General features: G+C 43.6%; 12 protein-coding genes. All 12 read right to left on the reverse strand.

Annotation, left to right across the window (positions count from 1 at the left end):
* Window positions 1–42 precede the first annotated feature (42 nt).
* Window positions 43–3,345: a carbamoyl-phosphate synthase (glutamine-hydrolyzing) large subunit gene (carB, locus tag VB073_RS12810; RefSeq protein WP_323404605.1), complete on the reverse strand. Its 3,303-nt coding sequence runs from the start codon at window positions 3,343–3,345 to the stop codon at window positions 43–45.
* Between the two features lie 73 nt (window positions 3,346–3,418).
* Window positions 3,419–4,489: a glutamine-hydrolyzing carbamoyl-phosphate synthase small subunit gene (gene carA / locus VB073_RS12815; RefSeq protein ID WP_323404579.1), complete on the reverse strand. Its 1,071-nt coding sequence runs from the start codon at window positions 4,487–4,489 to the stop codon at window positions 3,419–3,421.
* Window positions 4,490–4,727: 238 nt separating this feature from the next.
* Entirely contained in the window at window positions 4,728–5,876 is a 1,149-nt protein-coding gene (galK, locus tag VB073_RS12820; RefSeq protein ID WP_323404580.1) for a galactokinase, read from the reverse strand.
* Window positions 5,877–5,900: 24 nt separating this feature from the next.
* A complete protein-coding gene (locus VB073_RS12825; RefSeq protein ID WP_323404581.1) occupies window positions 5,901–7,202 on the reverse strand; it encodes an MFS transporter in 1,302 nt (433 codons plus the stop codon).
* A gap of 64 nt (window positions 7,203–7,266) precedes the next feature.
* Entirely contained in the window at window positions 7,267–8,352 is a 1,086-nt protein-coding gene (locus VB073_RS12830; RefSeq protein ID WP_323404582.1) for an aldose epimerase family protein, read from the reverse strand.
* Between the two features lie 222 nt (window positions 8,353–8,574).
* Window positions 8,575–9,888 carry a hemolysin family protein gene (locus VB073_RS12835; protein WP_323404583.1) on the reverse strand — a complete coding sequence of 438 codons (1,314 nt, stop codon included), beginning with the start codon at window positions 9,886–9,888 and terminating at the stop codon, window positions 8,575–8,577.
* A 39-nt stretch (window positions 9,889–9,927) separates the two neighbouring features.
* Entirely contained in the window at window positions 9,928–10,830 is a 903-nt protein-coding gene (locus tag VB073_RS12840; RefSeq protein ID WP_323404584.1) for a sugar phosphate nucleotidyltransferase, read from the reverse strand.
* Window positions 10,831–10,921: 91 nt separating this feature from the next.
* A complete protein-coding gene (locus VB073_RS12845; protein ID WP_323404585.1) occupies window positions 10,922–11,905 on the reverse strand; it encodes an aldo/keto reductase in 984 nt (327 codons plus the stop codon).
* A 627-nt stretch (window positions 11,906–12,532) separates the two neighbouring features.
* Window positions 12,533–13,204 (reverse strand): RNA pseudouridine synthase, encoded by a 672-nt coding sequence (locus VB073_RS12850; protein WP_323404586.1) that lies wholly within the window; start codon window positions 13,202–13,204, stop codon window positions 12,533–12,535.
* A 4-nt stretch (window positions 13,205–13,208) separates the two neighbouring features.
* On the reverse strand, window positions 13,209–13,955 hold the full coding sequence (fabG, locus tag VB073_RS12855; protein ID WP_323404587.1) for a 3-oxoacyl-[acyl-carrier-protein] reductase: 747 nt from the start codon (window positions 13,953–13,955) through the stop codon (window positions 13,209–13,211).
* A 70-nt stretch (window positions 13,956–14,025) separates the two neighbouring features.
* A complete protein-coding gene (locus VB073_RS12860) occupies window positions 14,026–14,622 on the reverse strand; it encodes a TetR/AcrR family transcriptional regulator (protein WP_323404588.1) in 597 nt (198 codons plus the stop codon).
* Window positions 14,623–14,714: 92 nt separating this feature from the next.
* A complete protein-coding gene (locus VB073_RS12865) occupies window positions 14,715–15,290 on the reverse strand; it encodes a DUF3109 family protein (RefSeq protein ID WP_323404589.1) in 576 nt (191 codons plus the stop codon).
* Window positions 15,291–15,315: the final 25 nt, after the last annotated feature.

The raw sequence follows: 15,315 nt of genomic DNA on the forward strand, positions 1-15,315 counted from the left end.
TTAATTACATTGGCATATTAGTTCCATTGGCTGATTGGCACATTAATTATACTCCCCCCAATGTTTAATCTCAATTTTATCCTGAGACATCCTACAGAAGGCTTTGATGAAGGCGCTTGCAAGGCGGGCATTAGTGATCAATGGGATATTATAGTCAATAGCTCCCCGACGGATTTTATAACCGTTGGTCAGCTCCTTCTCCGTAAGATTCTTAGGAATATTAATGATCAGGTCGAATTTCTTCCGAGCGATCATCTCATCGACTTTCAATTCGTTATTTATCTCATCACCTGTTTCATCAGGCCATGCCACATAATGACTCCTGACTCCGTTTTCCTCAAGAAACTTCTGCGTCCCACCGGTAGCATAAAGATTGTAGCCGTTCTGGTACAAAAGGCGACAAGCATCCAAAAGGTCAACTTTCGATCTGGATCCACCGGAAGAGACCATTACATTTTTCTCCGGAATGCGGTACCCTACCGCCAGCATCGATGTGAGCAACGCATCATCGAAATTGGCACCGATTGCGCCTACTTCACCGGTGGAAGCCATATCCACACCTAATACGGGATCAGCCTTCTGTAAACGGGTAAAGGAGAACTGCGGCGCTTTGATACCTACATAGTCGAGTTCAAATGCCGACTTCTCCGGTTTCTCCACAGGGATATCAAGCATTACTTTAGATGCAAGTTCTATAAAATTAATTTTCAATACTTTTGATACAAATGGGAACGATCTTGAGGCTCTCAGATTACACTCGATCACCTTGATGGCGTTGTCTTTGGCCAAAAACTGAATATTGAACGGTCCGGTAATTTGAAGAGCTCGAGCGATCTCCCGCGTAATCTGTTTAATCTTCCTTACCGTCTGCACATAGATTTTTTGTGGAGGAAACTGGATGGTTGCATCACCGGAATGTACACCGGCGAATTCCACATGCTCCGAAATGGCATAGACAATCAGTTCACCATTCCGTGCCACCGCATCCATCTCTATCTCTTTTGCATTTTCCACGAATTCCGATACCACCACCGGATATTTGGCCGATACTTCGGTGGCCAGTGTAAGGAAGTGTTCCAGTTCTTTTGCGTTAGAACAGACATTCATCGCCGCTCCCGAAAGTACGTAGGAAGGCCGTACCAGCAATGGGAATCCTACTTCGTCGGCAAATTGATGGATATCGTCGAGTGTAGTAAGTTCTTTCCATCGTGGTTGGTCGATTCCCAGCCGGTCGAGCATAGAGGAGAACTTGTGACGATCTTCGGCATTGTCGATGCTTTTGGCACTTGTGCCCAGGATATTCACTCCCGATTGATCCAGTCTTACCGCCAGATTATTGGGTATCTGTCCTCCCACAGAGAGGATGACTCCATGCGGGTTCTCTAGTTCTATAATATCCATCACCCGCTCGTAAGACAATTCATCGAAGTAAAGCCGGTCACACATATCATAATCAGTCGATACCGTCTCCGGGTTATAGTTGATCATCACCGAACGAAATCCCTCCTTACGGACGGTATTCAACGCATTGACCGAACACCAGTCGAACTCCACTGAGGAGCCGATACGGTAAGCCCCCGATCCTAACACGATCACCGAGCGGTGGTCTCCCAGGTAATGCATATCGTTTTCAGCCCCATTATAAGTAAGATAGAGGTAATTGGTCTGCGCAGGGTATTCTGCGGCAAGTGTATCTATTTGCTTTACAAACGGCAGTATGCCCAATTTCTTCCTGTAAGTACGTACTGACAGAGAATCTTCGTCCTCCAACTTCTCCTTATGGATAGCCCGTGCTATCTGGAAATCGGAAAAACCCTGCTGTTTGGCACTCTTCAATATTTCATCGAATCCCGGATTATTTTCTTTCCGAAAATCTATGGCATCCTCTGAATAGCTTTCCAGTAACCCAGCCGTCTTTACTATGTTGAACAGCTTTTGCAGGAACCAGCGGTCTATTTTTGTCAGATCATGAATCTGGTCGATCGTATATCCTTTTCTGAACGCCTTGCTAATCACAAAAATGCGTTGGTCGGTCGGTTCCCGGAGCGATTTGTCGATATCGTCGATCTTCAGTTCTTTGTTTTCTACAAATCCGTGCATTCCTAAACCGGTCATACGAAGCCCTTTCTGTATAGCCTCTTCAAAGGTGCGTCCGATAGCCATGATTTCGCCGACAGACTTCATGGAAGAACCGATCTCTTTGGATACTCCACTGAATTTTCCTAAGTCCCAGCGAGGGATTTTCACAACGATATAATCGAGTGCCGGTTCAAAGAATGCACTGGTCGACCGGGTCACCGAGTTCTTCAGGTCGAACAACCCATAGCCTAAAGCAAGTTTTGCCGCAACGAACGCCAATGGATAGCCGGTCGCCTTGGAAGCCAGTGCCGATGAACGGCTTAAACGTGCATTCACCTCAATCACCCGGTAATCTTCCGAGGTGGGATCAAAGGCGTACTGTACATTGCATTCCCCAACAATACCGATATGTCGCACGATCTTGATAGAGAGTTCCCTTAGTTTATGATACTCGGAATTGGTCAGCGTCTGCGATGGAGCCACCACGATACTTTCTCCGGTATGTATGCCAAGCGGGTCGAAGTTCTCCATATTACAAACTGTAATACAGTTGTCATAACGGTCACGTACTACCTCATATTCTACTTCCTTCCACCCTTTGAGTGATTTCTCCACCAGGAGTTGGTTGGAATAGTTAAATGCTTTCGATGCCAGCGCTTTTAGTTCGTCTTCATTGTTACAGAAGCCGGAACCCAATCCTCCCAACGCATAAGCTGCACGCACAATAATGGGATAACCCAACTGATCTGCCGCTTGTATCGCATCTTCGATGGTGGAGACGGCATGACTTTGGATGGTTTTCACCTCGATCTGGTCGAGTTTTTTCACGAACAGATCCCGGTCTTCGGTATCCATAATCGACTGCACCGGTGTTCCCAATACTGCGACATTATATTTTTCGAGTGTACCTGTCGTATATAGTTGTACACCACAGTTCAGAGCTGTCTGTCCGCCGAAAGCCAGTAGGATACCGTCGGGTTGTTCCTTTTGGATCACCTTCTCCACAAAGTAAGGTGTCACGGGCAGAAAATAAATTTTATCGGCTGAACCCTCAGAGGTTTGTACTGTAGCGATATTGGGATTAATCAGGATGGTCTCCACTCCCTCTTCACGCAAAGCTTTCAGGGCTTGCGAACCGGAATAGTCGAACTCACCCGCCTCACCGATCTTGAGTGCACCGGAACCGAGGATAAGCGCTTTCTTCACCGTTATCTTATCTTTCTCAGGAGAAGCTTTTATATCTTGGGTAAATAAATTGTTAGTCATCATTATTAATTGAAGCTGGAAGTTAGAAATTAGAAGTCTGAAGTTAAGAAGTCTTGATTCTTGGCTCTGATTTTCAAAGCATCTTCACAAACTCCTCAAAGAAAAAGCGGGTATCGGTTGGACCTCCGGTCGCTTCGGGATGAAACTGAACCGAATAGAAAGGTTTGCTTTTGTGCCGTATCCCCTCGTTGGTACCATCATTCATATTGACAAACCACGGCTCCCAGTCAGCTCCCAATTGAGATTCATCCACCGCATAACCATGATTTTGGGAAGTAATATAACAACGATTCCCTCCCACCCTTTGTACCGGTTGATTATGGCTCCGATGTCCGTATTTCAGTTTGTAGATATTGGCTCCGGCAGCTTTCGACAGCAATTGGTTGCCCATACAGATCCCGAAAATAGGTTTCTCTTTCTTCATCGCCTCACGGATGTGAGCAACAGTAATTCCACAATGATCGGGGTTTCCTGGACCATTGGAGATCATTATGCCATCATAATCGATCATATTGAAATCATAATCCCACGGCACACAAACCAGGCGTACCCCTTGCTTCAGCAATTCGCGTACAATATTCAGCTTGGCACCACAATCGACCAGGACCACCTTCTTTTCACCCTGTCCATACTCCGCCACTTCACTGCAACTTACCTTTGCCACAAGATTTTCAGTTTCAGGATCGTAAAAATCCACTTCGTCGTCATCTTCATATACTATCTTCCCTAACATGGAACCTTTTTCGCGTAACACCTTGGTTAGCATACGCGTATCGACTCCGGTAATACCGGGTATTTCCTCTTCCTTCAACCAGGCTCCCAGGCTTTTCACAGCATTCCAGTGGGAATACTTGTCGGAGTAATCCTGCAGAATCAAGCCGCATGCATGGATACGGCTGGACTCAAAAAAATCGGAAATTCCGTCTGTTTCGCTGTAAGCGGGAACTCCGTAATTTCCGATAATAGGATATGTGAGTGTTAAAATCTGTCCTTCATAGGAGGGGTCTGTCAGGCTTTCGGGGTAACCAACCATCGCCGTATTAAAAACTACCTCTCCCGATGTTGCCTTTTCGGCTCCAAAAGATCGTCCGTGAAAAACCATCCCGTTTTCAAGGATCAATCGCACCGGTTTGTATCTGTGCATAGTGCGTTACATTATTTGTAAAATTGATAATTGTATGATATTAGGACACAAAGTTAGGAAAAATCCGGAAATAATGCAAGGAATTTGGGATTTATGATATAAGATTTGAGATGATTGATTTAGGATATTAGATTTAAGATATAGGATTGGGGATGTAGTTTTAAAATAAACGGAGGCGGGAACAGATGATACTGTGCCGCCTCCATATTATAATCAAAGTCTGTCGACTTTTTACATTTTACAATTTCCGAGCGCCGTCGCTAATTACCACGTCATACACTTTCGGTTCGTAGCCATATCTGGCTTTGAATTGTGCTTTGGCATCTGCGATGAAAGAGTCATATAATTCATCCTTTACCAGGTTGATAGTGCAGCCACCAAAGCCGCCACCCATCACACGCGAGCCTGTCACACCATGTTCACGGGCTACGTCGTTGAGGAAATCGAGTTCTTCGCAACTCACTTCATAGAGTTTACTCATGCCTTGGTGTGTTTCATACATCTTCTGGCCTACAGTTTCATAATCACCCTTTTCCAATGCATCGCACACGTCGAGTACCCGCTGGGTTTCTTCCACCACATATTTGGCACGCATATAATCCTCTTCCGAGATTTCATCTTTCACTTCGTCGAGCATCTCCATGGAAGCATCGCGCATGAATTCTACTTCAGGATGGCGTTTAGCAATAGTTCTTGCAGCCTCTTCGCACGACTCACGGCGTTTGTTATATGCCGATGAAGCCAGTTCATGTTTTACAACCGTGTCGAGCAATACCAACTTGTACCCTTTAGGATCAAACGGGAAATAGGCATATTCCATTGATTTGGTATCAAGGCGGATCAAATTGCCTTTCTTTCCAAAGATAGAAGCAAACTGATCCATAATACCGCATTTCACTCCCACATAGTTGTGCTCAGTAGATTGCCCGATACGTGCCAGTTCGAATTTATCAATACCAAGGTTCAAAAGATCGTTCAACGCGAAAGCATAAGTGCTTTCTAAAGCAGCTGAAGATGACATACCAGCTCCAAGCGGCACATCTCCGGCGAATACAGTATCGAATCCTTTTACTGTGCCACCTCTCTTGATGATCTCACGGCATACGCCAAACAGATACTTTGCCCATCCCTCTTTCGGAAGATCTTCTTCGTTGAAGCCAAATTCAGCACTCTCATCCAGATCGATCGCATAAGCTCTCACCTTATCGGTATCGTTGAAACGGATCGCAGCGATCATCCCCTTATCGATAGCTCCGGGGAAGACGAAACTTCCGTTATAATCGGTATGCTCACCGATAAGGTTGATACGCCCCGGAGATGCGTACACCTCCGGCGTTTCTCCCCCGAATTTCTCTGAAAATATTTTAATTACTTGTTCTTTAGTCATGATAATTGCCATTAAAATCCCCAATTATATCTCTGATTCAGGAGCCCTCTTCGTTACTTTCGATCCTACCAATCCATAGAACAACAGATAAGCCAATCCGGCAATAATTACCCAATAGCTGGCAATATAACCCACAGAGTCGGCGATACCACCCTGCAGAGCCGGAAGAATACCTCCACCGCATACCATGGTCATAAAAATACCGGAGGCAGCCGGCGTATATTTACCCAAGCCTTCCACTGCCAGGTTGAAGATACTTCCCCACATGATGGATGTACAGAGGCCTACTAACACGATAAATAATGCATTGATGGGTACCTGCGCCAGACCGAATGAAAGGGCACCTGCAGCAGACCTTTGCAACACAGGCAATGCCACCTCATTGGTTGTAGGCGAAAAAATAGCCGCACAGACCAGAATTAACCCCACCACCGACAGTGTTGAAAGCATGGTCTTACTTGAAATCTTACTTCCCAGTGAAGCTCCAACTAAGCGGCCTATTAACATCAAAAACCAATATGTCCCAGCAACAAAACCGGCAATAGTAGCTCCTACCGAAGGAATATCAGTCAACCAGTATTGCATGATATAGGGGGTACCCACCTCTACACCTACATATACAAAGATAGCAATGGCACCCAATATAAAATGCCTGAACTTGAGGGCACCCGACATCAGGCTTCCCATCGATTCTTTGGTTTTTGCAACGTGAGGCTCTGGAATATTGACGGCCAACAATACAAAGAAAACAACAGCAAAGACAGCCATCGCAATGTACATCACGGGGAATACGTCACTAATTCTTGCACTGGCTGCTTCACCAATAAGAATACCTACAAATGCAGGAGTAAAGGTAGCCATCAAAGAATTGAAAGAACCACCAACTTGGATCAACTGGTTTCCTTTGTTACCACCACCTCCTAATGTATTCAACATGGGGTTGACCACAATATTGAGAAGACACATGGAGAAACCGGCAATAAACGCTCCGAGGAGATAAACCACAAAAGCTGCGGACTCGGGAGAATGCCCTGAGAGAAATTGTACAAATACCCCTACAAACCCGACGACAATAGCAATCAAGGCTGTTTTCTTATACCCTACACGTTGCAAGAGGATACCTCCGGGGATTCCCATTACGAAATAAGCAATAAAATTGGCAGCATTTCCCAATAAACCAAGGAAATTGGATACACCAAATTGTTGTTTTAATACTAATCCCATCGGTGCCGCCAAATTGGTCACAAATGCGATCATTCCGAAGAGTGCAATCATCATGATGATAGGCACAATCCGATTTTTGTTCTGATCAGTCGTCGTATTCATACTCTTTGATTAATTATTAATTATTAATTGTTAAATTATTAGTTATTAATGATATAAATTCATTTTATTTTGAGTCTTCGAGTAAGAACTGATAAGTAGTTCTCGAATCGAAGGTTTCTCCCGGACGCAATACCACCGAAGGATAATCCGGTTTGTTGATACTGTCGGGGAAATGCTGGGTTTCGAAACAGACAGCCGATCTGGCAGGATACCGTTTTCCATGCTTCCCTTCAAAATTGCCAGTCATCCAGTTGCCTGTATATACCTGCATACCAGGCTCGGAGGTATAGATATCCATTTTGATTCCCGTTTTCGGAGAGAGACAGTAACCAGCGTAACTATATTCATTTTCTGCGCTTTTATTAAGCACAAAGGTATGGTCGTATCCCTTGCCGAAATGCAACTGTTCGTCATCATCATTGATCCGCCCTCCAAGGGTATAAGGTTCTGTAAAATCGAACGGCGTTCCTTTGACAGATTTCGCATCACCGTAGGGTATAGCCGTATTATCCGTCGGCAAAAAATAATCGGCGGCAATCATCAGCAGATGATCGTCGATAGAAGGATCTCCCTGTCCGGAAAGATTAAAATAAGAGTGATTCGTAAGATTAAGAATAGTTGTTTTGTCCGTGGTAGCGTTATACCAAATATCTAAAGAATTATCGTCCGTCAACGTATAGGTTAACGTAACCGAGAGATTACCGGGAAAACCCTCTTCACCATCCGCAGACAGATAAAATAATTCGATGCTCTGATCGGTCAGTTTCTTCACCTCCCATACCACAGCATTGAATCCTTTTAATCCTCCGTGAAGTGAGTTAGGACCGTTATTAACGGCAAGTTGGTACTCTTTTCCTTCGAGGGTAAAACGCCCATTGGCGATCCGGTTGCCTGTTCTGCCGCATATAGCACCAAAATAGGGTTCTTCAGAAGCAAGGTACTCATCTATTGTATTATGCCCCAAAACAACGTCAACCATTACTCCGTTTTTATCGGGTACCATCAGCGAAACTATTTTGGCTCCATAGTTTGTAACCGTTACCTCGCATCCATTCTTGTTTGTTAGAGTGTACAATCCGATTTGCCTGCCATCTACTGTCTTTTGAAAAGCATCGACAAGCAAACCGGATTTGCCATACATTTTGTTCATGTAATTTTCTGGGTTTAAAATTAAGATACTGATGAAGATTGATTCTTTCTTAAAATTGTTGTAAAAGTAGCATCATTTTTTGAGGTAGCATAGAAAAAATTTATGTTATGTAACATAAAATTATTAATTAACATTCTTTTTACACTTTGATCAAATATGTACCCACCTTAGCAAAATCGTCCAAAAAGATTCATTTCACTGATATCTCAATGTTGTAAATTATTATACTGATATCTCATTTTTTTCTTTTAATCTCCTTGTCACCAAAATCTTATCAATTTTGTTTCCATCTACATCCACAATCTCAAAATGGAGATTGTCATAGTCGAATTGATCTCCCACAGCCGGGATCTTGTTAATACATTCAAATACAAAACCTGCCACCGTAGAATAATCGATCTTATCGAAATTGACAATAAAATCTTCATCAAGCTGGGATAAAATCTCGATAGGGGCCTCTCCGCTTATCAAGGCCGAATGGTCGTCTCTCATAAATATAAGAGGATCGGAAAGTTCATCTTCCGTTTCCTCCGGAATAGCGCCGACCAGATTCTCGAATATATCGTGAATGGTGATTATTCCGTCAAGACTTCCGTATTCATCCACGACTACTGCCACAAACTTGTGGTTGTTTTTGAAGTTTTCCAGTACTTTCTGCGCGAGCAGGTTGTTAGGAACAATGATCGGTTCCAGGATCAACTCTTCTATTGAGAAAAGATCCCTTTTATTGAGTCGCAGCAGAAAATCTCTCATGGATATGGTTCCCACAAAATCATCGATCTCTTTCCTACAGGCAAGGATCTTACTGTGTTTTGTTTGCAACAGATCCTCAATGATCTCTTCGCGGTTTTTGCTGATATCCACCCATTCCACATCCGTACGGTGTGTCATAAGGTGGATAGCCCGTTTATCTGAAAAATAAAAAACCTGTTCGTGGATAATATTTTCTTTCACATCAATGACTCCCTCGTGTGAAGCGGTTCGTAGCATAGCTCTCAACTCCATTTCCGAGACCACTTCCTCTTTCGGCTTCAGACCTATCAATCTGTTTACAAAATTGGTCGATATCGATAACAGTCTTACGAAGGGGTAGAAAATGATACTTACCACATGGATGGTGGGAGCCACAGCAATCGCCATTTTTTCGGGATTGTTCAGCGCAATGGTTTTCGGTACCAGTTCCCCTATCACTATGGAGACATAGGTAATCAGGAACACCACAATCACCATGGAAACTCCTTCTGCAAAAGGAGCAATAGCAGGGAACTGCTGGAAGAACGGTACCAGATAAACGGTAAAGGCTTGACCTCCATAGGCACCATTGATAATACCGATCAGCGTAATCCCCACCTGTACGGACGAAAGGAAATCACCGGAGTCAGAACGTAGTTTCAATGCACGTCTGGCTCCTAGCCTGCCTTTCTTACGCTCTGCCTCTAGTTTGTTTTTATTCGTAGATACGATTGCGATCTCCGACAAGGCGAAAAAACCGTTAAAAAGTATCAGTAAAAGAATGATGAAAATATCTATCCACATAAGCGGCTAATTTGGTAAATCAAAATCTCAAAGATCTTTTTACCATAGTGGAGAGGGATAAATTCCCTCATCGGCGAGACTCTTCAATCTGGCTACAACCCCAGGGCGGTCCTCGGCATAAGTGACACCAAACCATCCGGAGGGAGTATCGAGGACTTTCACGGAAGCCTTTCCGTTAACGATCAAATGATTTACCAACAACGGTATGAAATATTCCGCTTTGATGTTTTCAGCGTTCTCTTTCAGAAACTGCACAAAATAATCATCTGAATATTTAAAATAGTCGGGTGTGAAACCCCACATGTTCATGGAAACGGGAGTATTATCGTCAATGGCAATCCACTGATCATTCTCGTCCTTATAACACACTTTTCCATCAACACGCACCACTTGTGTACGTTCCACCACACCGGTCAGGTTACGCTCTTCATCGGTCTCGCAAACACCACGGGCAACAGTGCCGCTTTCGGAAAGGGTATTCCCTACACGGTAACCTACCATGCAATATTTATTTTCACTATTTTCCAGAGTAGAGAGATGGTCAGCCAACACTTTGTAGCTCTCACGGCCATAGAAATCGTCGGCATTGATCACCGCGAATGGTTCATGAATCACCTCTTTTCCCATCATCACTGCGTGATTGGTACCCCACGGCTTCACCCGGTCGGGATGGAGGGTAAAACCTTCCGGCAGCATATCCAGCTCCTGGAACACCAGTTCTACCGGTATTTTCTTCTCATATTTACTGACGATCTTTTCCCTGAAATCATCTTCAAACGACTTCCGGATCACAAAAACCAGCTTTCCGAAGCCGGCATTCACTGCGTCATAAATAGAATAGTCCATAATGGTCTCGCCGTTGGGGCCCAATCCGTCGAGTTGTTTCAGCCCTCCGTAACGACTTCCCATTCCTGCTGCCAATACAAATAAAGTAGGTTTCATCTAAATTAATGATTTATTGATTTGTAGATTTATATTTTCCTCATAAGTAAACCGGGGTCACCCGCCGACCTACAAATATAAGATTTTTATCTTAAAATTCATTCACCGCTTTATGGATAAAATCAAATTCATAGGGAGTTAATTCTAAATCCATCGCTTTCGCGTTTTGCAATGACTGCCCGGCATTGCGGGCGCCGACAAGTGCTATGGTGATTCCCGGCTTTTCAACCGTCCACCGCAACACAAGCTGAGATAAGGATGCACCTTTTTCATCTGCAATAGGTTTTATCTTTTGCAGCAATCTGTTGGCACGCTCTATAAACGCAGCTTGAAAATGTTTGTGGTTGGCCCGGTGGTCACCTGGTTGAAACTGATAACCGGGTGTTATCTTGCCCGTAAGTAAACCGCGTTCCAGAGGGCTGTAGGCAAGGATGCCCTTGTTATTTTCAATGCAATATGGCAACGTCTCTTCCTCAATACCACGATTGACCATACTATATGGTATCTGATTGGATGCAAGATTCAACGTTTTTTCCGCTTCCGCCATCTGTGCAGCGGAATAATTACAAACTCCGGCATAGCGCACTTTCCCCTGCTCAATTAATTTTACTACCGCTTCAAAAGTTTCGCTGATGGGAGTGGTACTATCGTGCCAGTGAATTTGATAGAGATCTATATAATCTGTACCCAAACGTCGCAGGCTGTCCTCACACTCCTTGACAATACTTTCCTTTCCCGCATATTTATAAATATCGATATTATTCCCACTATTATCCTTACTTGCAAAGGCAAAATCACCCTTGACCAGATCCCATCGCATGCCAAATTTGGTAAGGATCTGTACCTTTTCACGCAGTATGCCTTTTATTGCTTCACCCACGATCTCTTCACTCGTCCCCTGCCCATACACAGGAGCAGTATCGATAGAGGTAACCCCCTGATCATAAGCTATTCTGATAGCGTCGACGGCATCTTTTCTCTCTGTTTTACCCCACATCCATCCCCCGGCAGCCCAAGCTCCGAAAGTAATTACAGACAAGTATAAATCCGTTTCTCCTAATTTTCTATATTGCATATCGCTGAATATTTATTTGATTAACAAGTTTCGAATATCGTAAAAGTGGACGAATAAAAGTGTATTGGAGCTGTGAATTTATATTAAAGAGTGACCCCGATTAAATCACTGCACTGTTTTCGAACAATGCAGCAGATCCTATTCATACCTTTAGTCATCAAAATAAGGATACCAATTAGTCCATTATTCAGGATCTTATTTCATATTTTTCCAGTAGGTTTTTTCTGCCGGAAAATACTGTTACGTTTTTCTCGCAAACCGCACAATATAAAATCCTTTTTTTCGTCAACACTTTCTTTGGTATTTTCCTCGTTTTTTCTCTTAAAGGACTAATCTTGTCGAGAAACAAGATATAATCGTTGTTTTCGATAGAGTAATCGTAAGTAAAGTTCCATTTATACTTATTCCCGTCTAATTTATAAGTATATCCGGTATTTTCTACATAGGCACCCAGGCTTATAACACCGGAACCTGCTTCCTACAACCCGCGTTCAAACGATGCACTGATAGCGGGACGTCCGGTTCCAAGTCCGCTTAGAGAGCTTCTGGTTATGTCATCAAGAATGCAATCTAAGATCCAGGTGTTAATACCCGGAAAGGAAATCAACATAAATATCTGCTAAAAATTTATGAGGGAGCCAGTGATTTCCACAGATTATCATCCGGGACTGGGGCAGTGACCAATATTTTTTCCCTGGAGACAGGGTGTATAAATGAGATGGTGCGTGCATGAAGACTAATGCTACCATCGGGATTGGAACGGGCTGCACCATATTTAAGGTCGCCCTTGATAGGACATCCTATCTTGGCTAACTGTGCCCGGATCTGATGATGACGACCCGTCTCCAGATCAACCTCCAACAAATAATAATTCTGTGATGCGGCAATCAGCCTGTAGTGCAATACAGCCTTTTTAGTATGGGGTTTCTCACTGGTGTATGCATTCGACTTGTTCGTCTTTTCGTTCTTGCTCAAATAGTGGGTTAACTGATCCTCCTCTTTCGGAGGACGATCCTTCACAATAGCCCAATAAGTTTTGTCAACTTCACCATTACGGAACATATCATTGAGCCGCGACAACGCCTTACTGGTTTTTGCAAACACCACTACCCCACTCGTTGGGCGGTCGAGTCGATGCGTCACACCACAAAAAACGTTGCCGGGCTTATTGTATTTCTCTTTCAGATATATCCTCACCATCTCCGACAACGGTTGGTCACCCGTCTTGTCGCCCTGCACAATCTCGCCCGGCGACTTGTTGACAATAATGATGTGGTTATCTTCGTAAAGAACTGTCATCTAATCAGGTATTCATCCCTCCGCAGACATTGATTACTTGTCCGCTGACATACGAAGAGAGATCTGATGCAAGAAAAAGTGCGGTATTCGCCACATCTTCCGGTGTACCTCCGCGCCGTAATGGGATTTGTTTTGCCCATTCGTTGCGTACTTCTTCCGACAATTGTCCGGTCATTTCAGTGATGATAAAACCTGGAGCAATGGCATTGACGCGAATACCGCGCGAACCCAGCTCTTTCGCCATCGATTTCGCCAAACCGATCATTCCTGCTTTGGAGGCAGAATAGTTGGCCTGTCCGGCATTTCCCGATACACCTACCACCGAACTCATATTCACGATGCTACCCGACTTCTGGCGCATCATCACGGGTGTTACCGCATGAATGAAGTTAAATGCCGATTTCAGGTTTACATGGATCACTGCATCCCATTGCTGCTCACTCATACGCATCATCAATCCGTCTTTGGTAATACCTGCATTGTTGATCAGGATATCTATACGGCCAAAATCCTGCATAACCTGTTCAACCACCTTGTGCGTTTCTTCAAAATTGGCTGCATTGGAGGCATAGCCTTTACACTTCACGCCTAAAGAGGCAATTTCATACTCGGTTGCAGCACCGATCTCGTCTATGGTTAGGTCAGTAAACGCGATGTTAGCGCCTTCCGAAGCAAACTTCAACGCGATCGCCTTTCCGATACCACGGGCCGCTCCTGTCACTAACGCTGTTTTTCCTTCTAATAACTTCATATTTTTTTAATTTTAAATTAATAATGAAGAATGAAGAATTAATTTTTCACTTTTCATTATTCACTCTTTATTATTCACTTCTCCGATACAATCCCTTAAAAACCAGATCCGAGATAATATCCCTATCCTCTTTCCGATTATAGTCGAGTTTCAATGTACCCCTGATAGTTGGCACTTCCAGCCCTTTAAAAGCGTAATGCATTATCTCTGCAGTCTGCTTTACGTTTTTCAGTGCGAAAATTCCTTTATTACAGCCGTCCTGGATAATTCCTTCGAGGAAACGGATCTCTTTCTTGTCGAACTCCTTACGGACATTCTCTACCTGCCAGATATCTCTAAAAAAATTGGCCCGCAACGTACCATTACGGGTAACCACCTCCTTTACAGCACTTAGTCTGGTAAAAGCCAGCAGGATCAGTTTTTCGTCGGCAGGAATATCCCGTTTAATCACTTCTTCCATCTTGCTATACAACACATTGAGCTCCGACTCAATAACCGCCCTATAGATATCGTATTTACTATTGAAGTAGGTGTAAAGAGTGCGTCGACCACGTTGTGACGCTTCGGCAATATCATTCATCGTTGTATTCTCAACACCTTTCTTGGCGAAAAGCTGCTGGGCCACATCGATTAGATTTTTCCTTGTCTTAGAAATTGCTGAAGCCATACTACTTTGCACATTTAACTTATGTGTGTGCAAAAATAGTACAAGATTCTAAAATTCGAAAGTAAAAGGAGTAAAAAAATACAAAGCGTACATTATCTATCCTTTTTTAGCAATCGCGCTGCTTCACAGACCTCCTCATACCACTCTTCTCCGAATTTTCTTATCAAAGGCTCTTTCAGGAAGCGGTAGATGGGTACTCCCTCTTTTCTTCCTAACTTCACAGCAGGCTTACATATGGACCAACGATGATAATTGACTGCCGTGAAATCTCTGTACTCTGTCAGTCTTATAGGATATAGATGGCAGGAAACCGGTTTACGGACCGAAATCCTTCCTTCTCGGTAAGCATTGTCGATAGCACACTTGCAAATCCCATCATCATCGAAATAGGTAAATACGCATTCTTTTCCGTTTACAAGAGATGTAACCAGTTCTCCGTCGTAATCGGTATATGCTATACCTTGATTATTGATTACTTCCTGTGCTTTGGGGGTGAGGTCATCCCATATCTCGTCCAGAATTCCTTCTATTTCCAAAAATTCCTCTTTTGTAAGCGGTGCTCCCGATTCTCCTTCCACGCAACATTCTCCTTTACATTTGCAGAGATCACAAATAAACTGTTCTTGGAATATTTCGTCCGACAGAAGTGTATGTTGAATCTGTATCATTTTTTTGATATTGAATTGTTGAACT

The organism is Proteiniphilum sp., from assembly GCF_034927365.1.
In the GTDB taxonomy this organism is placed as follows: domain Bacteria; phylum Bacteroidota; class Bacteroidia; order Bacteroidales; family Dysgonomonadaceae; genus Proteiniphilum.